The organism is Sphingorhabdus sp., assembly GCF_044239665.1.
Lineage (GTDB): Bacteria > Pseudomonadota > Alphaproteobacteria > Sphingomonadales > Sphingomonadaceae > Sphingorhabdus_B.
The window spans coordinates 94230-115775 of record NZ_JBIIBA010000003.1; the positions used below are offsets into that span (position 1 = coordinate 94230).

21 protein-coding genes are annotated in these 21546 nt (G+C 54.9%); 5 read left to right on the top strand and 16 right to left on the bottom strand.

All coding sequences use genetic code 11. The features are described from left to right. The first annotated feature begins 3 nt into the window (after window positions 1-3). Genes ACILP3_RS01740 through ACILP3_RS01750 form a run of 3 tightly spaced genes read left to right on the top strand, consistent with a single transcriptional unit; the run spans window position 4 to window position 1564 of the window. A complete protein-coding gene (locus tag ACILP3_RS01740) occupies window positions 4-315 on the top strand; it encodes a P-II family nitrogen regulator (protein WP_395614951.1) in 312 nt (103 codons plus the stop codon). Further along, window positions 315-938, top strand: coding sequence for a carbonic anhydrase (locus ACILP3_RS01745; protein ID WP_395614952.1), 624 nt, complete (start codon window positions 315-317; stop codon window positions 936-938). Before ACILP3_RS01740 ends, ACILP3_RS01745 begins: the two co-directional genes overlap by 1 nt. Next, complete coding sequence (locus ACILP3_RS01750) at window positions 935-1564, top strand: pyridoxamine 5'-phosphate oxidase family protein (RefSeq protein WP_395614953.1); 630 nt, start codon at window positions 935-937, stop codon at window positions 1562-1564. Before ACILP3_RS01745 ends, ACILP3_RS01750 begins: the two co-directional genes overlap by 4 nt. A gap of 129 nt (window positions 1565-1693) precedes the next feature. Here ACILP3_RS01750 and ettA read toward each other — a convergent pair whose 3' ends face one another. Next, the gene (ettA, locus tag ACILP3_RS01755) at window positions 1694-3373 is read right to left on the bottom strand and encodes an energy-dependent translational throttle protein EttA (protein WP_395614954.1); all 1680 of its coding nucleotides are present in this window, start codon (window positions 3371-3373) and stop codon (window positions 1694-1696) included. A 113-nt stretch (window positions 3374-3486) separates the two neighbouring features. Between ettA and ACILP3_RS01760 the strand changes: the two genes are divergently transcribed. Then, window positions 3487-4884, top strand: a complete 1398-nt coding sequence (locus tag ACILP3_RS01760; RefSeq protein ID WP_395614955.1) for a M28 family peptidase — start codon at window positions 3487-3489, stop codon at window positions 4882-4884. Further along, window positions 4881-5123, top strand: a complete 243-nt coding sequence (locus tag ACILP3_RS01765; RefSeq protein ID WP_395614956.1) for a hypothetical protein — start codon at window positions 4881-4883, stop codon at window positions 5121-5123. Before ACILP3_RS01760 ends, ACILP3_RS01765 begins: the two co-directional genes overlap by 4 nt. A 41-nt stretch (window positions 5124-5164) precedes the next feature. Here ACILP3_RS01765 and ACILP3_RS01770 read toward each other — a convergent pair whose 3' ends face one another. The 15 genes from ACILP3_RS01770 to ACILP3_RS01840 form a co-directional block, all read right to left on the bottom strand. Then, window positions 5165-5926, bottom strand: a complete 762-nt coding sequence (locus tag ACILP3_RS01770) for a prepilin peptidase (protein WP_395614957.1) — start codon at window positions 5924-5926, stop codon at window positions 5165-5167. An 11-nt stretch (window positions 5927-5937) separates the two neighbouring features. Continuing rightward, complete coding sequence (gspN, locus tag ACILP3_RS01775) at window positions 5938-6636, bottom strand: type II secretion system protein N (protein WP_395614958.1); 699 nt, start codon at window positions 6634-6636, stop codon at window positions 5938-5940. Beyond that, the gene (gene gspM / locus ACILP3_RS01780) at window positions 6633-7112 is read right to left on the bottom strand and encodes a type II secretion system protein GspM (protein WP_395614959.1); all 480 of its coding nucleotides are present in this window, start codon (window positions 7110-7112) and stop codon (window positions 6633-6635) included. Before gspM ends, gspN begins: the two co-directional genes overlap by 4 nt. Continuing rightward, window positions 7109-8194 carry a type II secretion system protein GspL gene (gene gspL, locus ACILP3_RS01785; RefSeq protein WP_395614960.1) on the bottom strand — a complete coding sequence of 362 codons (1086 nt, stop codon included), beginning with the start codon at window positions 8192-8194 and terminating at the stop codon, window positions 7109-7111. Before gspL ends, gspM begins: the two co-directional genes overlap by 4 nt. Further along, on the bottom strand, window positions 8191-9177 hold the full coding sequence (gspK, locus tag ACILP3_RS01790; RefSeq protein ID WP_395614961.1) for a type II secretion system minor pseudopilin GspK: 987 nt from the start codon (window positions 9175-9177) through the stop codon (window positions 8191-8193). Before gspK ends, gspL begins: the two co-directional genes overlap by 4 nt. Beyond that, window positions 9174-9818, bottom strand: a complete 645-nt coding sequence (gspJ, locus tag ACILP3_RS01795) for a type II secretion system minor pseudopilin GspJ (protein ID WP_395614962.1) — start codon at window positions 9816-9818, stop codon at window positions 9174-9176. Before gspJ ends, gspK begins: the two co-directional genes overlap by 4 nt. Further along, complete coding sequence (gene gspI, locus ACILP3_RS01800) at window positions 9815-10198, bottom strand: type II secretion system minor pseudopilin GspI (protein WP_395614963.1); 384 nt, start codon at window positions 10196-10198, stop codon at window positions 9815-9817. The genes gspJ and gspI overlap by 4 nt, the downstream gene beginning before the upstream one ends. Beyond that, window positions 10188-10682 (bottom strand): GspH/FimT family pseudopilin, encoded by a 495-nt coding sequence (locus ACILP3_RS01805; RefSeq protein ID WP_395614964.1) that lies wholly within the window; start codon window positions 10680-10682, stop codon window positions 10188-10190. Before ACILP3_RS01805 ends, gspI begins: the two co-directional genes overlap by 11 nt. Next, entirely contained in the window at window positions 10654-11127 is a 474-nt protein-coding gene (gene gspG / locus ACILP3_RS01810) for a type II secretion system major pseudopilin GspG (protein ID WP_395614965.1), read from the bottom strand. Before gspG ends, ACILP3_RS01805 begins: the two co-directional genes overlap by 29 nt. 3 nt (window positions 11128-11130) lie before the next feature. Beyond that, window positions 11131-12348, bottom strand: a complete 1218-nt coding sequence (gene gspF / locus ACILP3_RS01815; RefSeq protein WP_395614980.1) for a type II secretion system inner membrane protein GspF — start codon at window positions 12346-12348, stop codon at window positions 11131-11133. Next, window positions 12341-13897: a type II secretion system ATPase GspE gene (gspE, locus tag ACILP3_RS01820; RefSeq protein ID WP_395614966.1), complete on the bottom strand. Its 1557-nt coding sequence runs from the start codon at window positions 13895-13897 to the stop codon at window positions 12341-12343. The genes gspF and gspE overlap by 8 nt, the downstream gene beginning before the upstream one ends. Then, the gene (gspD, locus tag ACILP3_RS01825; protein ID WP_395614967.1) at window positions 13897-16083 is read right to left on the bottom strand and encodes a type II secretion system secretin GspD; all 2187 of its coding nucleotides are present in this window, start codon (window positions 16081-16083) and stop codon (window positions 13897-13899) included. Before gspD ends, gspE begins: the two co-directional genes overlap by 1 nt. After that, window positions 16083-16817, bottom strand: coding sequence for a type II secretion system protein N (locus ACILP3_RS01830; protein ID WP_395614968.1), 735 nt, complete (start codon window positions 16815-16817; stop codon window positions 16083-16085). The genes gspD and ACILP3_RS01830 overlap by 1 nt, the downstream gene beginning before the upstream one ends. 260 nt (window positions 16818-17077) lie before the next feature. Next, the gene (locus ACILP3_RS01835; RefSeq protein WP_395614981.1) at window positions 17078-19762 is read right to left on the bottom strand and encodes a TonB-dependent receptor domain-containing protein; all 2685 of its coding nucleotides are present in this window, start codon (window positions 19760-19762) and stop codon (window positions 17078-17080) included. A gap of 81 nt (window positions 19763-19843) precedes the next feature. Beyond that, on the bottom strand, window positions 19844-21415 hold the full coding sequence (locus ACILP3_RS01840) for a hypothetical protein (protein WP_395614969.1): 1572 nt from the start codon (window positions 21413-21415) through the stop codon (window positions 19844-19846). Between the last annotated feature and the right edge of the window lie 131 nt (window positions 21416-21546).

Below are 21546 nucleotides of genomic sequence, written 5' to 3' on the forward strand. Positions count from 1 at the left end.
CCCATGGTGCAAACCGTTCCCCGCAAGCGTATAGAAATTCTAGTCGATACGCCCCTAGTCCCGCGCATAGTCGCCAAGTTGAAAGCCGTGGACATTTCAGGATGGAGCGTCATTCATGTCGATTCTGGCGGTGGACGTGCGGGCGAATGGCAGCATGACGACGTCACTGGTGCCAGCGCAAAGACGATCGTGCTTGCGATCGCGTCAGACACAAAAACGGCACAGCTTATAGACGTGATTGCGCCCTTGCTGGATAGCTACGGCATGCTGCTCACCGTTGGCGACGTTCAGGTCGTCAGGGGAGAGCGTTTCTAATGCCTGAATTTGCTGTGTTGGTAGATGGCTATCAACGGTTCAAATCCGATGCTTATGTCCGTCAAAAGGCGCGCTATGACGCGCTTGCAAGCGATGGACAGTCACCGCCCATCATGATTATTTCTTGTTGCGATAGCCGGGTCGATCCTGCGACGGTATTTGACACCACGCCGGGGCAGGTTTTTGCCCTGCGCAACGTGGCGAACTTAGTCCCGCCCTATGAGACCGGCGGCGGATTGCATGGGGTATCAGCCGCTATCGAATTTGGCGTATTGGGCCTTGAGGTCCGCCATATTGTTGTTCTGGGCCACGCCCAATGCGGCGGCATCAAGGCATCGCTGGAGGGCGGTGATCTTGGCGAAGCAGGGTATAGCTTCATCGATAGCTGGGTCGATATTGTGCGCCCTGCCCGCGACAAGGTGCTTGCGTCCGGATCGCAAGACCCGCAACGCGATCTGGAACTGGAGGCGATCCGCGTCAGCCTGGCTAACTTACGCAGCTTTCCCTTTATTGCGGCACGCGAACTATCAGGGCAATTGAAGCTGCACGGCGCTTATTTCGGCATAGCCGACGGCAATCTTTACGTTCTTAACGATGAGCATGATAGTTTTGTGGTCCAATGAACTTACCCCATGGCCTGCCCGCTTATTATGATGATCTGGCGTTAAGTTTTGAAGAAGCATGGGGCCTTATCGCCGCGGGTGTGACCAATCGCAAAAGCCCGTCTCATATGCCGGTGGTGGGCACGGTAGATGGTTTCGGCGTACCGCAATTACGCATCATGATATTGCGCGACGTATCGCGAGAAGCGCGCACATTGCGGTTTCATACCGACTCGCGTTCGATTAAAACCGAACAAATTGGTCAAAACCCTGCAACCAGCGTGTTGATGTATGACCCTGCGGCAAAGGTTCAAATCCGGATGACGGGAACAACACATTTGACGGCCACGGGCGCGCTTGCCGACACGGCGTGGTCAACTTCCACCCCATTTGCGCGGCGCTGTTACATGGCAGAGGCGGCGCCCGGAACGCCTTGGGCTAAACCGTCCTCAGGCCTGCCCGATTGGATAGAGGGCAAGCAACCTGAAGAAGAGCAATTGGTCGATTATCGCTCTAATTTTGCGGCTTTGTTGGTTGAGATTGAGACAATCGAATGGCTATATCTTGCCAATGCCGGCCACAGACGCGCACGCTGGCAATGGGACGCCGCCCATAATTTATGGACGGGTGACTGGCTTATCCCATAAAGCCACAGATTTTTCGATATAGACTTGAACCGTCACCGCGTGCCGCGCCGCGAAAAGCACATCCTCGTCACCTAAGCTAGCGTTGCTGCTATTGCTGTTGATGACGAGGCGTGGGATTTCATGCCATCATTAACGGGTCATCTTTTTATAGGTTGCACGGTGTGGACGCGTAGCTTCCTCACCAAGGCGGGCAATCTTATCCTCTTCGTACGATTCAAAGTTGCCCTCAAACCATTCGACATGGCTGTCACCTTCAAAAGCCAATATATGCGTGGCCAAACGGTCAAGGAAGAAGCGGTCATGGCTGATGACCACGGCGCAACCAGCGAAGCTTTCAAGCGCTTCTTCAAGAGCTGACAGCGTTTCCACGTCCAAATCATTGGTCGGCTCATCGAGCAGAAGCACGTTTCCGCCCTCTTTCAACATCTTTGCCATGTGCACGCGGTTACGTTCACCGCCGGACAGCAGGCCAACCTTTTTCTGCTGGTCAGTACCCTTGAAATTGAACGCCCCGACATAAGCGCGGGTGGGCGTTTCGTGCTTGCCCAGCTTCATAAAATCCGCGCCGCCGGAGATTTCTTCCCACACATTTTTGTTGGGATCCAAATCATCGCGGCTTTGGTCGACGAAGCCAAGCTTCACGGTTTCGCCAATTTCCACTTCACCGGAATCCGGCACTTCTTGACCAGTAATAAGCCGGAAAAGCGTTGATTTACCCGCGCCATTCGGCCCGATAACGCCGACAATACCGCCCTGTGGGATGGTGAAGGACAGATTTTCGAACAATAATTTATCACCATAAGCCTTGGTGACATTCTTCACCTCGATAACCTTGCTACCCAGACGCTCGGGGATTTGGATGACGATCTGTGCCTTACCGGGCGTGCGGTTTTCTTGTGCTTCAACCAATTGGTCGAAGGATTTGATGCGCGCTTTAGATTTTGTCTGACGCGCCTTCGGACTTTGCCGGATCCACTCCAGCTCGTCCTTAATCGCTTTCTGACGACCGGCATCCTCGCGTGATTCCTGCTCGAGGCGCTTGCCTTTCTTTTCCAAATAGGTCGAATAATTGCCTTCATAGACAAAATAGCGGCCACGATCGAGTTCAAGTATCCAGCTAACGACATTGTCGAGGAAGTAGCGGTCATGGGTTACGAGGATAACGTTGCCCTTATAGTCGACCAAATGCTTTTCCAGCCACGCAACCGATTCCGCATCAAGGTGGTTGGTAGGTTCATCGAGCAGCAGGATGTCCGGCTTTTCCAACAACAGTCTGGTGAGCGCGATCCGGCGCTTTTCGCCGCCGGACAGGCTGGTGACAGGGCTATCGCCAGGTGGGCAACGCAGCGCGTCCATAGCAAGTTCAAGCTGGCTATCCAGAGACCAGCCATCGACAGCATCAATTTTTTCCTGAAGCGTGCCCATTTCTTCCATCAACGCGTCAAAGTCGGCGTCTTCGGGCGGGTCGCCCATAATCATCGAAATTTCGTTAAAGCGGTCGACCAAGTCTGCCACTGGACGCACGCCATCCATGACGTTTTCACGGACAGTTTTATTCGGATCCAGCTCAGGCTCCTGCGCCAGATAACCAACGCGGATATGTTCTCCCGGCCATGCTTCGCCGGTAAATTCGGTATCCATACCCGCCATGATTTTCATCAGGGTCGACTTACCCGTGCCGTTTGGCCCGACGATGCCAATCTTCGCATCGGGGTAGAACTGCAGATTGATATTGTTGAGCACCGGCTTGTTCGCACCGGGGAAGGTTTTGGTCATTCCCTTCATTACGTAGCTATATTGCGCTGCCATGGGGATCAGTTCCTGTGTTATATTACGATGATTTGGCCGCTTCCCTAGCTATCCGCAGCTTTCCTCGCAAGGCGGGATTGCAAAACACTGCGATGCGATTAAGCCTATCCCTTATGAAGAAAAATATAGCTCTGTTCGCCGCAGCATCAACGCTGCTCCTTAACCCCGCAGCCACCGTCGCGGCTCCAACAGCCACGAAGGCAATATCCGTTGCCGATTTGCGCGACAAGGCTTTGCAAGCCGATGATATCGCTTACGACATCGTCGAGGGACTTACGACCGAAATTGGCCAACGACAGGCCGGCACACAGGCTGAGGCGCGGGCGCGGACATGGTCGGTAAACAAGTTAAAGATGCTGGGCTTCGAAAATGTCCGTGTGGAAGAATATCAGATGCCGACTTGGGTCCGCGGCGAAGAGACCGCTGAAATCACAGCGCCATTTCCCCAGAAGATGGCCGTTACGGCATTGGGCAACAGTGGAAGCACCGGCGAAGCGGGATTGGATGCTGAAATCGTCTATTTCCCGACTATCGACGACTTGCGCGCTGCGCCGGACGGTAGTCTGAAGGGCAAAATTGCTTTTGTCAGCCACAATATGAAAGCGACACAAGACGGGAGTAGCTATGGCGCATTTGGCCCTGCCCGCTTCGTCGGACCGAATATTGCCGCCAAGAAAGGCGCAGCAGCCATGGTTATTCGTTCCATCGGCACCGACTATCATCGCAATCCACATACCGGGAACACCAATTTCGAACCTGGCGTTACGCCTATTCCAGCAGGTGCGTTGTCGATTCCTGACGCAGAGAATCTTGAACGTATGATTGCACGCGGAAAGCCGGTGCGGATGAAGTTAAAACTTACGCCGCAGAATATCGGCATGCAGACTTCAGGCAATGTGTTGGCCGAAGTCACGGGATCCAACCCGAATTTGCCGATCATCGTCATTGCATGCCATTTGGATAGCTGGGACCTTGGCACAGGCGCGATTGATGACGCGGCGGGTTGTGGCATCATCGGTGCGGCCGCCAAGCATCTCAAATCCATGGGCCAACCAAAGCGCACCGTGCGTCTGCTTTGGGCAGGAGCTGAAGAAGTCGGCATCTGGGGTGGCCGCGATTATGGTGAAAAGCACGCGAACGAACCACATGCTTTGGCTATGGAATCGGACTTTGGTGCAGGCAAGGTCTGGGCTGTGGATTTCCGCCTCCCTGAAAGCGCAAATGCTGTTCGGTCGCAGATCGTGTCGGCGCTCGCACCCTTGGGCGTGGTTCCCCGCCGTGAACTGGCCGGCGGCGGCGCAGACATTGGCGCCATCATTGCTGCACAAAAACTAGGTATCGTGGATTTGCAGCAAGACGGAACAAAATATTTCGATCTGCACCACACACCCGACGACACTTTGGATAAGATCGATAAGGCCGAATTGCGGCAAAATGTTGCCGCTTGGGTCGCAACTTTGGCCTATCTGGCCAATTATGAGGGCGAACTTAAACCGGAAACGGCGCAGTGAGGCGCCTATTGTTACCGGCGGCTGCATTCGCAATGCTTGCAGGTTGTAATAACCCGCCAGCTACCTCCGATACTGCGCCAGCAGAGGGGGCCATGCCTGCGACATCGCAACAGGATGAGGTGTCCAAACAGAAGCTGACTATCGAGCAAGCCGCCGAAGAAGCCACGAAGTTGATTGAAGCGGACGCTAAGGCCGAGATGCAGGCTACAATGTCCGCCCCCACCGCGCCTGCACAATAATATACAGGCATAGACTGTTCTTCCCTGCCCGCGTCAAACGGCTAAACCAGCAACACAATCGCAAAGGCGGCTGTTCCCATATATGCCCCGAACGGCAGCACTGGCGCACTTTTTTTGGACAGCACATAACCAACCGCGATACACATAAACCCTAAGATTGTTGCCAAAAGCAACGTCATCGGCAAGCCTTGCCAACCGAGCCAGAGGCCAATGGCACTAAATAATTTGGGGTCGCCGCCCCCCATGCCCTCCATTTGGCGCAGCTTGCGAAAGGCCTGCCGGATCAATTCCAATGAGAGAAACCCTAAAACGCCGCCCAAAATGCGGTCAGACCAATCAATCTCCGGTGTAAGAAACGGCCCAGCACAGACGCCCGCCAACGCCAACACCAAAACCAGTCGATTGGGCAACCACAGCTTTTGATAATCGAGGATGACGAGCGGTAGCAGCACCCAACCGAACACCGCCGCTGCCAATGCCTGACCTCCTGATAAGAATAAGACTGTAAGCAGGCCAATCGCAGCAGAAACAAGTTCGATGTAGAGCGCACTAATACCTATGGATTGCCTGCAATATCGGCATTTTCCGCGCAGCCATAGATAAGAGAATATGGGCAATAGGTCTTTCACGCCAAGTGTCGTCTGGCAATGGTCACAATGCGACCTGCCGTCCGATACCCGTTCCCCGCGCGGCCAACGACTGCACAAGGCCGCAACAAAGCTTCCCCAGATTGCGCCAAACATGATGGCGAGCATGACCTGATACCAAAAGGGCAAGGCGAATAAGATATCGCCCAATGACACTGGGAACGCGCTCAGAACCGGCCCTTTTGCACGAGCCGGTAGCCGCCATCTACAGGACGAAAGCCAGCGAGGTTCAGCGCCGCCGCTTGATCGCCCCGGTCGGCGTTGAGCATGATCGTCACGGTGTATGATCCGTCTGCCGACAAACGGATGTCCGCCCGTTCCATCGCGGATTGGCTAACCAATGGCAGCAATAATTGCGCCCCATCGCAGCGGGGCTGACCAAGCATGCCATTTTGTAAGTTAAATCCCGGCATAACGTCGGACAATGTCAGCCGGACTTGCCCACTGGCGTCCAAGCACTTGCCAGCGGCAAAGCGCGCAGAAAAGCCTTCAAACTGGATATTCTCAGCCGGAAAAGGCGCAAACAGCGCGCCTACGGCCAAAGTAGCGGACAGGTTGTTAACCGACACACCACTTATGCCGCGTGATACAGACCCGGTTATGCCAGGCACAAATTGTGTATTACCGCGTGACAGCAATATTTCTGCGCGCCCCATAAACAGCGGCGAGAATAACAAACGTGCATTGACGTCGCCCACGGGCAATTTGCCAAGGCGCAGGTCGCGGATGGACCCATCCCAAATGATGCCATCAACCTTGCGGGCGGTTACCCCTTCCCCCGCCACGATCGTGCGCAACGGCATAAACAATACCGCAGCAGCAGCAGCCACCGCTGCGACCGAAGCAATGACGAATCGCCGTTTCATGGCGCACGCATCTGCAACTGCGCATCAACCGATACGGTGCTATTTGCACCTGGGCGTAAGGCGACACTGCGCACAACTACATTCTGTCCTTCAAGCTCGGTCAACCACGCCAGCAATGCAGGCGCACGTGCCTGATCAATCCGGAAGCTGATTTGTCCTGGTGGGCTATTGGCAGATTTGACGAGATCAAATCCCTTTTCCGCTGCATTTTGGGTAATCAATAAGTCAATATCCGCCGTTGCTGCAGAAGGCGGCCCCATTTCCATTTTCTGCGCTGCATCCACCGTGGCGATTATGCGTCCGCGCCGCTGGACCGCATCGTCATGATCTAACTTTGCCTGATCAATGGCTGACGATATCGGAAGTAAAATGCCAAAAATCGACACCACAATTGCGGTCAGCGCGCCCGCGGAACCAACGAGCCATTGCTCGCGCTGCGTCAGGGCCGCAAACCATAAGCGTATCGCCGCCATCATGGCATCCTCACTGTCATATCGACCAACGTCGCACCGGTGCTATCCTGCCGGGCTGTTGCCGTAATTCGGAACCCGTCCTGCTGAATGGTCACAAGAGCTTTGTTGATGTTATCCGACGTGGGTGCCGCCAGAACCACGGTCAAAATGCCGTCCGGCGTATATCGTAATTCCCGCACGGACACATTCGGCGAAGCCTGAACACTGCGCCACAAAGCAGCCGAAAGCGGCGCAAAGCTGCCTTGCGTTTTACCCTGACGATTAAGGGACGCGGCAAGCATGCTTTCGGCTTGATTGATATCTTGGATAGCCGGATCAATCTTCTGTGCCGCAGCCAATGCGGCATCATTTTCAGACCCGGTTGCCGCCCAATATTTCGCCAACGTCGTTATGGTGAGCATCATTGTCACGATAACAAGCGCGCTCAAAAGCCGTCGTACCCAGAATTTTTGCTCTGGGGTCATCCAAACTGTCCGCTCCCGTTTTGCGAAATTGCCTTCACGCAAGTTCAGCAATGGCGCGCCGCTGGCGGAAAGCAACATAGACCGAAGGGAGGCCGCATCCATATCTTCTATATGCGCATCGCCGATGAAAAGATCGCGCAACACAGGATCATCCGGTATGCCAAATTGCGCACCGCGCAGGACGGACATGCCGCCCATTTCGGCCTTGAATACGCCATCCGAATGGCCCGAGACAGACAGTGCAAACGGCAGCACGATGTCGGGGTTTAGCCCACGCGCGCCAAGCTTATCCAACCCGCGCTGCATAACCTCAGACGCGATGATCGCTGTCGCAACCACGTCGTCATAATCCGCACCGGCGCTGGTGTGCACAAGACCAAGCGATTGTTCGGTGGCACGCAGTTTCGCCACGCTTTCGGCTTGACGCCCCTGAACATCCGGCAGCGTGAACCAATGGCACCGGACATCCTCGGGCGCGACAAGCGCCATGACAGTACGGTCGTCAACCGTCGGTTCGAAATTGGAAAGCGCACCTGCATCCTGCCATAGGCCCTCACTGACCCGAAATACTGTTGGGTCGTCTTGGTCAGACATTGGGAAACGCGTAATGACCAATGTCATTCCTCTTCCCCCCAACTGCGCCAGACAACGCGCGCAGGCGCTGGGGACGCGACAATCATCGACTGCCCGGCAAGCTTAAGTTCGCCAAATGACACATTTGTGTTCAAAAGGAAGTAATTGCTTGTCAGTTTGACCTGCCCCTGCACCAGAGAAGACGGCTCCAGTGCGGCAATTTCAGGCGCCGCCCAGAATCGAATGAGGCTGCCATAGCCACTTGCTGGCCGCTTGGCGAGATAGCTGCGCGCCAAGGTCAAATTCATCTTACCGGGCGGGAATAGCATGGCCAATAACGGTGCCTGTTCGGGTAGCAAAGTGTTGACATTCAAAGGCGATAGGACCGGATCGGGGAGCGCGCAGATCCAATCCTGCAACTTGGCATAGATAGCAGGCGTTACCCCTTTGACCGCGCGCAGCTCGCTTGGATGGGCATAAAGCCTATTCCCCACGAGATAGGGCGTCGGCGCAGAACGATAGCTGTCATCCTCCGCGCCATTTGCTAAAGGCGTAACGTTGCTATCCGCCCAATCGGCGGCAGACGCTGCAAGCATAGGTGCGGTGTTTGCATCGATGCCTAATACGACCATCAACGACGTCATCTGTTCTTGCCCTGTTGTACTGGCAACATATTGACCATCTGTTCCAGTCACCAGACTGTTGAGATTGAAACAGTTTCCAGCGTCACGCACCGAAGCGGTGGCAGACCCTATCGGAATGGGAATAGCTTGTGCCTTGCCAAGCCAATCGCCGGCCAACGTCGTTTGTGCGGCATCGCGGGCAACCAGATCCTCAAGACGCGCAGCGGCAATCGCCTCAGTCGCGTAAGTAAACATCCTTGCCTGCGCCAGCGCATTGCCATTGGCCGACAATTTGCTCGATAAGCTCAGCCGGTCAAGCGTCGTTGCCGCAATCACGGCCAGCACCGCCACCATGAGCAATACAGACAGCAAGGCCGCGCCGCGTTCTGAAGGTTTTTGCGGCATCATTCTGCAGCGCCTGTTTCAACGCTTGGCGGTGCAATACGTGTTTGTGCCCCCACCAGAAACAGCATGCGTTGCGCCGGCTTACCCGCCAAATTGACGTTTAAGGCGATGGCGCGTGGCAAGGCGTCCGCATCGGTCGCGTTCCAATCATCGCGCCAAGCACCTTTAGCATCGCGAAATTCGACCGTTGCAGAGGTTACATCCTCCAACAAGGTTGCGGCGTCGGAGGGAGCGGTTCCGTCAAGCATGGGCCAACTTAACCGCTTGAGCGCGCCGCCTTCCAACATATAAGCCACGCGTTGTAGCCCTGCCCTTGGTGCACCATCGAAGTTGGACCACCCTGCCCGAACAAAACCAAACAGCGCGCCAGGAACGCTAGCCTCACTTTGCGTGAAAGCCGGGATAATTTGGCCCGATTGATCTCGCACGGGCCGCGCAATCGCCTGCGCCAAGTCACCTTCAAGGCTATTGGCCAAACGATGCGACAATGCCATATCTTCAAGCCGCTTTTTCACAGCGATTTGGGTATCGCTGCCGGAACGCAGCAACATGACCCCCGCCACCGAAATGAGGGCAAAAATCGCAAGTGCGACGAGCAACTCAATCAGGGTAAATCCTGCTTCAGAATGACGCGTTTCGATCACTGTTCAACTGGCCTTGCAATCGTTAACCGCGCCTTGCGTTGCGCGGCATTGCCGGTCCCGACCACAACGATTTCAACGGTTACGAGCCGACTGTCATCGGTGGAACTGGTTGTGGCCGTCCACTGCCAATTTTGACCGCCGTTTAATGCGTCGCCGCGCGTTTCTCCGAGCGTTGGCGGCGTTGGCTTGGACAATATTTCAACGGCCACGTTCCGCGCAACTTGCCACGCCATGCTGCTGTCGCCCAAATTGGATGTCGAGCGCACCGAATATCCTTGCAAGCGCACCATGGCTAAGGCCGCGAGGCTGAAAATGGCCAAAGCGACCATGATTTCCAACAGCGTGAAGCCATTGCGCGTATATGCAGGTTTAACGGACAACGCGGATGTCACCAGTTGCGGCAAGCTTTAACGTGACCGTTACATTATCATGTTTAAGCGCGATATTCGCAGCACTTGATGGCAGGCCAGTGCTGTCAAAGGCGATCCGCATTTGCCGCGCGCCAGACATTTGAACCGTTGTACCGCTTTTCCAATCGGTTGTTGAAAATGGGGCCTCGGACAAGGGCACCCAATTCCCATCATTGCGCGTTTCAAAGCCATAGCCCGACGGACGCACAGTGACGGCCATATTGCGCGATTGCAATATGGCGTTGTCGCGCAAGGCAGCGAGGCGGGCAGCAAATTGTTCGGCCTCATCGCGCACACCGCGCTCAGGCGAGCCCATGGTCATGACAACCGCCGTGCTCGCAATGCCAATGATGAACAACACCACCATCAGCTCCACTAAGCTGAAACCGCGCGCATTATCCTGAACGATTTGATGGACGGACGGCTTAGTCGCCGTAAATATCGGCATTTTCATTCTCACCGCCGGGCGCGCCATCGGCCCCAAGCGAAAAAATATCAAAAGCGCCGTTCTTTCCAGGCATGCTATATTGATAGGGGCGGTTCCAAGGGTCCATAGGCAGTTTCTTGATATAGCCCTCCCGCCGCGCTCCGGTTGACGGCGGCGTGACTAATGCCTGCAATCCGGCACCTGCATCAGGGTAGGTCAGATTATCTAGGCGATAGGTTTCCATCGCTTGTCCCAAAACTGCGATGTCCGCCCGTGCCTTTTGCACCATGGCCTTGTCCTGATTGGGTAGCACGTTGATAGCCACGACAGTCGTCAGCAGCGCCAGAATGAACAAGGTCACCATCATTTCAACCAAGGTGAAACCGTTGCGTTGGGTCCGAACTGCCTTGCGGCGGAACTTGACGGGTGCGCGGCAAGTATCTGTCAAAAGATTGAATAATAAGCGGAGCATATTCTATAGTCCCGTAAGGTTCTGAAGTTGAAGAATGGGTAACAATATTGCCAATATAATGACCGCAACAACGCCGCCCATGGCGACAATGATCAAGGGTTCCAGCAACGACAAAGCAGTGCTGGTAAAAGTATCAAATTCGCGTTCCAGATATTCGGCAGCACGTTCCAACATGATATCCAACTGACCTGCGCTCTCGCCGCTTGCCGTCAGATATACCAATAAGGGCGGAAAAACACCGCTGGCGCGCATCGCGCCGGACAGGCTGCCGCCGCTACGCACGGATTCCACAATTTCATCATTGGCCGCTGATAACAGTTTATTGCGAATAGTGCCCCCCGTCAGGCGCAGACCTTCTAACAAGGGCAAGCGGCTTGCAACCATAGTAGCCAGAGTCCGCGCCATGCGTGCGGCGTGCAGGTTACGCAGCAGCTTACCAAGAAGGGGAATACGCAAGATATTGCGATCCACCGCAAGCCGAAAGGCGGGTTGCTTCAACGCTTGCGCAAAGACCAATGCACCCAGCAGGATGATGATGATCAATACCCAGTAATAATTCGCCAAAAATGCAGAAACGCCCATCACCATCCGCGTTATCAGCGGTAATTGCTGATCCACATTATCAAATTGCTCAACCACGCGTGGGACAACGGACACCATCAAACCCATCACAACCAGGATCGCGACGAGCGACAGAATAGCCGGATAAGCAAGCGCGCCAATCAACTTACCACGCATCTCTGCTTGCCGTTCGAGCAGAACAGCGAGTCGTTCCGTTATAAGTGGCAATGTGCCCGCGCCCTCCCCCGCAGCAATCATCGCGCGATACAAAGGTGGAAAGCTGTTGCTTTCACGCCGCATGGCGTCGGACAATCGCTGCCCTTCAACCACGCCTGCGTGAACGGCCGTCAGTATCTGGCGTACATGGGGTTGCTCGCTCTGCCGGCTGATCGTGCGCAGCGCCTCTTCCAAGGGCGATACTTGCGCCAAGGAAGACAATTGCCGGGTGAACAATGTCAGCTGCTTTGCGTTTAACCGTGGCTGCCGCTTCAACGGCAGATTGGCGAAGACCGATGCGCGGACTTCGGCAGGCGCAACGCTCACAATATAAAGTTTTTTCGACACCAATGCTTCGCGTGCCAGATCATCATTGGCCGCAGATATCCGCCCGCGCCGTTCACGCCCGTCCGGATCGATAGCGTGATAGGCAAATTCAGGCATCAACAATGTCTTCACGGCGTGAAATGCGAATAGCCTCCTCTGGCGTAGTGTCCCCGCTCCGCACCAATTTGCGCGCAGCGGCGCTTAAATTGGGTTGGTTCACAAACGCATGTCGCGCCAATATAGCTTCATCGCCGCCATCATTGATTAACCGGCGGATGGTGTCATCGACGCGCACAGCCTCAAACACGCCAATGCGGCCTAAAAAGCCGGTGTTGTTGCATTCAGGGCAACCGACCGCCTTATAAACTGCGGTGCCCTTGTCAAAACCAAGCAATGACGCGGCATTGCCGTCGGCCTGCACGGTTTCGCGGCAATGCGGACAGAGGCGGCGCACAAGCCGCTGCGCGATAACAGCGCGCAGGGTCGATGCCAGCAAGAAGGGCTCCACCTTCATGTCGCGCATACGCGTGATGGCACCCAGCGCATCATTTGTGTGCACCGTGGTCAGCACCAAATGACCAGTCAGCGCCGCTTGCACCGCAATATCGGCGGTTTCACGGTCGCGGATTTCGCCGACCATGACGACGTCAGGATCCTGCCGCAAAATCGCGCGTAGGCCAGCAGCAAAAGTCATCCCAACCTTTGCATTCACCTGCGTCTGGCCAATGCCTTCCACGGCATATTCGACAGGATCTTCAACCGTCAATATGTTGCGGGAACCGTCATTCAGGCGCTTTAAGCCTGCATATAATGTGGTGGTCTTACCCGACCCGGTGGGCCCCGTAACCAAGATAATACCATTGGGTTCAGCCAACGCTTCGCGCAATATTTTAAGGGTCTCGTCGGACATGCCCAACAGATCAAGCGAAATCCCGGCATTTTCATTGTCGAGGATACGCATAACAACGCGCTCACCAGCACGGCTGGGTAAGGTGGACACACGCACATCGACCATCTTTCCACCCAGCGTCAGACCAATGCGGCCATCTTGCGGAATGCGGCGCTCCGCAATGTCGAGACGCGCCATGACCTTGATACGGCTAACGACAACAGGAGCGACATTGGCGGGGAGCCGAAGCCGTTCCTGCAACACGCCATCGGCGCGCATGCGGATCACAAGGCCCGTTTCATAAGGCTCTATATGAATATCCGAAACACCTTGCCGCACAGCCTCCGCTATGATGCCGTTAATCAACCGGATAACGGGTGCGTCATCTGCACTGTCGAGCAAGTCATCGACACTTGGCAACATATCAGACAACAGATCGCCATCATTATGCCCGATCGATCCGGCCATGGCCGCCGCACTGCCGTCCATGGCATAATGGTCGGACAGATAGCGGTCAAAGGTCTGATTATCCGCTATCTCCACATCAAAGGGCATCGCCAGATAGCGCCGCACTTCCAACAGCATTAAAGGATCTGAGCCCTCGCGCATGGCGACAATTAAACGATCATTGCTCTCGTGACGCAAAACCAAACCATGCGCCTTGGCAAAGGCATAAGGCAGGTCCAGCAATGGCGTGATCTGAGCAACAGTCACCGATGCGTCAGCATCGGCGGCAATTGCGCCTTGTTGTCCCAGCACGCCTTGCGGATCAGTCATTATTGTCCATCCCCGCTGGGCGTTGATATGGCGCTCGCAGGCACATCTGCGGATTTGAGTGGACCAGCTGCTGGCGGCCGCGCCAAATTGCCGTCTGCGCCGATTATAATGTCATTCGCCCGCGCATTTGGGTCCGTTGGCGGGGTCGCACCCATATAGTCGCGCAGCAATTCATCGATGCTCGGCTCCATATCGGGATTACGCACCTTCTGCATGTCGCGCACATAATCATAACGACGCGCGGTCAATCGATCGCCATCTTCCCGGCTGCGCAAGATGGTAGGCCGAATGAACACCATCAGGTTTGTTTTACTGCGGCTGCGGCTGCGCGACTTGAACAGCTCACCAATCAGGGGGATGTCGCTAAGCAACGGAATACGCTCAATCGTTCGACGCTCATCATCGTTAAGCAGCCCGCCTATCGCCAACAATTGCCCATCGCCAACGGTCAAGGTGGTTTCGAATTCGCGTTTGTTAAGGACAAGGTCGTTGGATCGCGAGGATACAGGACCAGCAACGCTCGACACTTCTTGCTTGAGGAACAGCTTCACATCGCCTTGCGCATTAACCTGCGGCGTGACCTCAAGCTTGATGCCGACTTCCTGCCGCTGCACGGTGCGGAATGCATTTTCAAAATTTGCGGATAATTGTTCGCCCGTGCTGACGGGCACTTCTTGACCTACCAAGAACTTCGCTTTTTGGTTGTTCAACGTAACGATATGTGGCGTTGCCAAAAGGTTGGATTCTGTGTCCGCTGCAATTGCGTTGATGATTGTACCAAAAATTGCATTGTTACCGATATCAAGCGCAAAGCCACCAAAGCCCCCCGTTGCACTCAAAATCGATGCCGCAGCGGCCTCTTGCAGGCTGTCACCCAAAGCGCTGCTGGTCCCGGTGGTCGTGGTATTGCCATTGACGGTGGTTGTCGTGCGTGTCAGCTCCTCGGCCCCAACCGCTCCTGCTATTGTCAAAATATTGGGCGAAGCGTTGGAGTAATTGGTCGCCGCAAAGGGAGCGTCCTTGCCCCCCACGAGGAATTGTACGCCAAGCTTTTTGGCGGCTTCATTGCCGATTTCCACCACAATAGCTTCCACCAGAACCTGTTCAGGCCGTGTATCCAATTGCCGGATCAATTCGCCCAAGCTGCGCTGCACATCCGGATTAGCAGCAACGATGAGCGCATTTGTACCTTCATAACGCGTCACAACAATAGGCCCACGTCCGCCAATGCCGTTCGTGCCAGCGCCAGACGATGTCGCAACGATGGGCGCTGGCGGTGCAGCCGGCGCTCCGTTATTCGCAGTTGCAGCCACGGCCGGCATATCGCTGCCCCGCGCGCCGCCGCCTTGTCCGCCAATTAGCGACTGGACGGTTTCTAACAAAGTTTCGGCGTTCGCATGCTCAAGCCGATAGACGCGAATTTCCGCCCCAGATTGCGCACGCGCATCCAATTGACTCGCCATTTCGGCAAAGCGTGCCACCGAACTCGGGTCGCCGCGCAGCGCGATTGCGTTGCTGCTGTCGATGGCTGCGATGGATACAGGCGTACGCGCGCCTTCGCCGCCGCCTTGGCCAGCCAACCCTTGCAATGCCGTCGCAATTTCACGCGCGCCAGCATTGTCCAGCGTCACAATCTGCGTCGCGGCGCTGTCGCGGTCAATTTGGCGGATGAGATCGCGGATGCGCCGGATATTGTCGGCATAATCAGCGACCACAAGGCTGTTTGCGCTGCGGTTCGCCGTCAACGAGCCTTCCCGGCTAATCAAGGGGCGAAGCGTTTCTACCGCCGTTGTTGCATCAATCGACCGCAAGCGAAACACTTCGGTAACAAACTGACTGGCAGCCTCGGCCCTGCTCCCGACGCGTGTGGGCTGCGTTGCCGCACCGTCCGAAGGTTGAATGCGATATCCCCCGCCGCGCATGGGAATGGCGACAAGGCCATTTGCGCGCAGCGTGGACAAGAATACTTCAAAATATTCCGAACGCGATAAAGGCCTGTCGGTCACAACCGACACTTTGCCGGTGACGCGGCCATCAACGATGAAGGTTTGCCCCGTGACGCGCGCGGCGTCTTGCACGAAAGCGCGGATGTCGGCGTCACGGACGTTCAACGTCTGCTGCGCCGTCGCTGGCGTTGTCAAAATAAGCGTACTGCACGCCAACCATAAGGAGAATTTACGGATCACTATTGTTCCAGATTTAGAGCGATGGGGACCTTTGAACCGCCGCGTTCGACTTCGACGCTAATACGGGATCCGGGTCGGAATTGGGCTATGATATCGGTGGCTGATGAAACGGGCCGACCATTGACGGCAACAACAATATCACCAGCTTGAAATCCGGCGAGGCGAAGCATTGTGCCGTCGTCTTGCGCTTTCAGAACGAGGCCGGTCACCCTACCCCCTTCGTTACGCGGCGCAAAGCCGATGGCCTTTTGCAACGTTTGGGCGTTTAGTCCGCCCGTCGCGGACGAAGATGGCACGGCCTGCGGCGCAGTTCCGGATGGGCTAAAGGTTTCGGCGGGAACCGACTGATCCAGATACAGCGATTCCTTCACCCCGCCGCGCGACAATATCACATGGTCAAAAGCAACAGCATCCAACGTCACGCCAGGGGCAACTTCTTCGCCCACCGCAAAGCTATTTTGGATACCGTCCTCGCCGGCAATGATAGCCGAACCGCCGCCCGAGCTTTCATTTGCGCGTACACCAAATAACAGCAAATTTAAGGACGTGACATTTTGGGCGGACGCGGCGGCTGCATCAGTGCGATAAAAGGGATCAAAGCCGTTAAAAAGCGCTAGCCGGGCAGATGGTGCAATAAGATTAACCGATGGCGCGCGCCATCCGGCAAGCGGACCGACCGGTGTTATGATTACCCAAAAGAGCCGCGCCGCCTGAAACGCTAGAAGGACGGCCATCAGGGCAACGAGTATATTGCAAACAGGCTGCAACGTCATCGTGCCTAACTGCACCCTAACTCTTTCAGCCAATGATCCTGCCACAAAACCCCCTTGGCGACTCAGCCCGTTGACGCAGGATTAAGACGCCGTTGTGACCTAAAAGTGAAGTTAAAATGACAGTTTAATGACCATCAATGCCCGCAACTTACACGACATGAAAAACAACGGCGGCATGTTGATGGCAAAATGCCGCCGTAAGTTAAGGATCTGAAAATCCGTTAAAAGTTTATTTCGACGCCGATTGAGGCGCTGATGCCCTGCTTATAGCGGTTGTAGAAAATGACATTCTTGCCGCTTTCCTGCAGTTCCTGATATTTTGTGTTGGTCAGGTTGCGCACTTCAAACTTCAACTCGGCCTCTTTGCCTCCAAGCTTGAAGCCTTCGCGCGCGACAAAATCCAACTGGATGCCGGGACGTTCCTTGATATCAGGTTGCCCCGAAGCACCGCGACTGGTGACCCGGTCGGTTGCGTAAGTGAGCAAGATCGTCTGCTGCGACAGGCGCTCGGTATCTTCCAAGCCAAATTGCAGATTGACCAGATGATCTGACTGGCCAGTTAACGGCGAACCATCGGTAAAGAAGTCGAGCGCGCTTGTTGAAGAAGAGTTGAACACAGAAACAGCGTCCCCTGCCTTCACACTCAACTTTGATTGCGTGTACGTGTAATTGGCGATGGCGACTGCGCGTCGTGTGGAAAAGAAACCCGTTTCACCCAAGCCAGACAGATCAAAATATTTCTGCGTCTCAATTTCCACGCCATACAAATCCGCCTTTGGCGCATTGGCAAAGCTGGTTACGACGGAGTTATCGTCGAAGCTGGAGAAGGACTCAATCGGGCTATCGATCCGTTTGAAGAAAGCCGCCACAGTGAAGCGTTGGTCACGATCAAAATACCACTCGTAACGCGCTTCTGCGTTGTACAACTGGCTGTCAGTCAACAACGGGTTGCCGCGGAACAGGCGATTGGAGTCAGTGTCATAGAAATTCTGGAAAATCAGTTCACGAAATTGCGGACGTGCAATTGTCTTTGAACCGCTCACACGGAACTTCATCTGCTCGTTAATGTCCCACGTCAAAGTCGCAGCGGGCAGCCAATAGGCACGATTTAGACTGGTGGAAGCCAAAGACGCGGTCGGCACAGTGAAAACCTGAACAGGTGAGACAGTTTGCTCCGCCTTTTCATAACGCACACCGATATTCAGGCTGATTTCCGGCGTGATAAACGCCTGGATCTGGCCATAACCAGCATGTGTAAGCAGTCCGGCGTCAAACACCGGGTTGGCTTCATTGGTATCAGTCAATGTGATTTTATAAAAATCAATGACATCCGGCTGCAACAAGAAATCTGGACGGAAAAGTGCCGAAACAATGGGTGTGCCGCCCGGCGCGGTGAACAAAAAGTCCCGACGCTCGGTGCGACGGCTTGTATTTGCATAAGCATATCCCACCGTACCCGTCATATCTGGCGTGATTTTGAATGCCAGATCAGCGCTTCCAGACCAGAGGTCCTCACTGAGATAAGAATAGCTTACCTCAGCGCTACCCTGCTGACCATTGTTCAGCCTGTTAATGAATACCGCACCAAATGGATCAGACGCCTGATTGCTGCGATAATATTCAAAGCTCAGTTCATCCGGCGCTTCACGCTGTGAATTGGCGTATCCAGCACGGAAGCTAAAGTTGACATCAGACGAAAGCTTGAATTCACCAACAAGCTGCGAGTTAATCAACTGGCGTTCATACCATGCAGTATCCTGCTGCAACAATGTCGCCGTCGGCGAGAGATTTTGCCGGGTGCCGGTGCCGAGACGCGCTTGTTTCAGCGTATCGCGAATAAACACGTTGGTCCAACGGACTTTCTGTTCGCCAGCCTCAATACCAAAACCGAGGAGGCCGTTGACGACGATCCGGTTGTCGGTGATCACGCGGTTAAAATCGAGTTCTTTCTGACTTAGGTCTAATGTCGACGCAGTCTGCTGCAACGTGTCGCGTGTGCGCCATTTATTGCTGTAGCCAGCGGTGAACAAGATACCCATTGTGGCATCATCACCTAAGTCAAAATTGGTACCACCGGTCAGATTTGCCGAACCATTGGCTGGCAGTTTAGTGTCACGCTGCACGACGGCATTGCGTCCAGTAACCAGTTGATTTGCAATCTCTTGAGTATTCACTCCGCCGGCGCTGATGCGCTGTCCGCTTGCCAGATACGCAGCAAGTGCAGGACGCAAATCGCGGTTGCCATTGTCAAATCCACTCCAATCCATTGAGCTACCATAATAGGTGTAGCCAAGCTGATTGGTTGTTTCACTATTACCGCTAGCGTCCGCGCTAATCGTCAAGAAGGTTTCGCGAGGAATTGCCTTAGTGGTCAAGTTGATTACGCCGCCACCAAATTCGCCAGGGAAGTTCGCGGAATAGGTTTTCTGCACCAGTGACGAAGCGATGACGCTTGTCGGGAACAAATCAAGCGGAACGACGCGTTTCAACGGCTCAGGGCTCGGCAATGGCGATCCGTTCAGCAAGGCCAAAGAGTAACGATCACCCAAACCACGCACATACACAAAGCCGCTGCCAACAACGCTTAGGCCGGTTACGCGCGAAAGCGCGCCCGCGATGTCGCCTTCGCCGGTCCGTTCAATATCTGCAGCTGAAAGCACCGATACAACTTGCGGTGCATTTTTTGAAATGTTGCGATCCAGATATCCACGGACAACAATTTCTTCACCGCCGATGGAGACATCAACTTCTTCCTCTTCTGCAGGTTGAACCGCAGTTTCGGTGGTTGTGGCTTCTGGCGCTGGTTCTGCTGCCGCAGGCTCAGCGCTTTGCGCGAATGCCAACGATGGCGCAACAAGTGCGGACGTTAAAAGCAACAGGCTGATTGCCCCCAATGGCTTCAACATTTTCATTCCCTTTTTCTTATGTAAAAAATGGGGCGGGGTGCTTGGTTAAACCTGCACCCCACCCCAAATAATGACTGCCTATCAATAGGTAGGGAGCGATGTGCAAAGCCCGGTTACGCTTGTGCCAAATGTGGCCGTCGCGCTGTTGCAAGTCCAACCAGCGTACCAGGTATCATTGGCATCCTTCACCGCACCGACATAGGTCGTTGCATCGAAAAAGGCGTTCAACGTGCTCGCATTAAACGCAGTCACTGCCGTTTCATTGGCACCGTTGATGAACAACGATGTCAGGCTTGGCGTGAACGCGCTATTGTTACCGTTGCTTCCCGAACCGAATACTGCAGAAACTTGATCCGCAGTAACGCCGTTCGATCCAACGAATGTTGGTGTGCCACACTGCGCCACAACCGAGCGGATCAGAGGTGCACCAGCTTCATCGATAGCCGCGTCAGCAGTGGCCGAAATTGTCTGCGGGCGGCTAATGCGCAAGCAGGACGTGTTCGGGCTTACGATAACGCCATTGACCAAGGAGTAATCGGTGCCACCGCGCAGCAGGATTGAGGATAGGTTGCCAACATTGCTACGCTGGATGAAGGTGAAGTTAGCAACGCGGGTGTTCTGACGCGGCGTGTTGCCGTCCAAAGCGTTATCCGAGTCTGCTTCGATCATTGAGTCGCCCGCACCTTGACGTTGAACTGCAATCACATATTGGAAGTTGGCCTTAACGCCGGTATCTGTGTCGAGATTGTCATCATCGGCACCGACGGCAACGAAATACTTCATGTTTACGCTACCACCGAAGAATTCGGCAGCATCGTCCGAGCTGTTGAATGATTGAATGTTATTCAACACCGTACCGGAACCAACGCCACCAGTTGTCAAAGCTTGAAGCTCTGAGTCCCCGGACAAAACAAACCCAGAATAACGGATTTGAACAAAGCTCAAACGACCGCTGTTGTCGGCCGAGTTTGCACCACCATAGCGCGCTGGATCCACTGCGCCTTCAACCTGACGCTCGCAAGCAGTCGTGCCTGGTGTCGCTGCTGGCGCAAGGCAGTCGGTGATCGGTGCACGGCCGTTAAGAACGACGCCGCCCCACTGACCGATTGAGCTATCGGTGTTCAAGCCCAGAACATTGTCGCGGCTGGTGAAGATGATAGGCAATGCAGCAGTACCGATTGCATTGAGACGGTTACCGCGGTTGACGTTCAACCATGATACGCCCGTGCCTCCGAAAACAACAACGCCAGGTGCGATCGTCAGGGTTACAGCCGTGTTGGTGGAAGCTGCGCCTTGGTCGGTACCCACATCAACGCGGCCACCCAAACGATATAAAAGGCCTGTGACCTTCGGCAAAGTAGAGCTGGTATTGATCTGCGCAGGCAAGGTGCAGACGCGATAGGTGCCGGTTGGGCCAGAAATAGTGCCACTGTCTGTCAGGCCCTGGGCGTCAGAAATAGTCGGGCAACCTGTTGCCGCCGTTACGGTTGCAGGTGGCGGTGGTGGGGGTGGCGGAGGGGGAGGAGCAGCGGGGTTGTTGATGGTGATGTTACCACCGGTACCTGGCGACGCGATATCGTCTGCGCCACAACCAGTTACAAGGACGGCTGCTGCTGTCGCATACACGATGCCGCGCAATTTAGGGTCAAACATTCTTAATCTCCGCAACAAAAATGACATGCCCGGTTATAGGCAGATGCAACGGACCAGCGACGAATCAACTTGAGGCCCCACCCGTTGACCGTGCCGTCGATAGGGGGCACCAATGACAGGTCCGTGCGTAT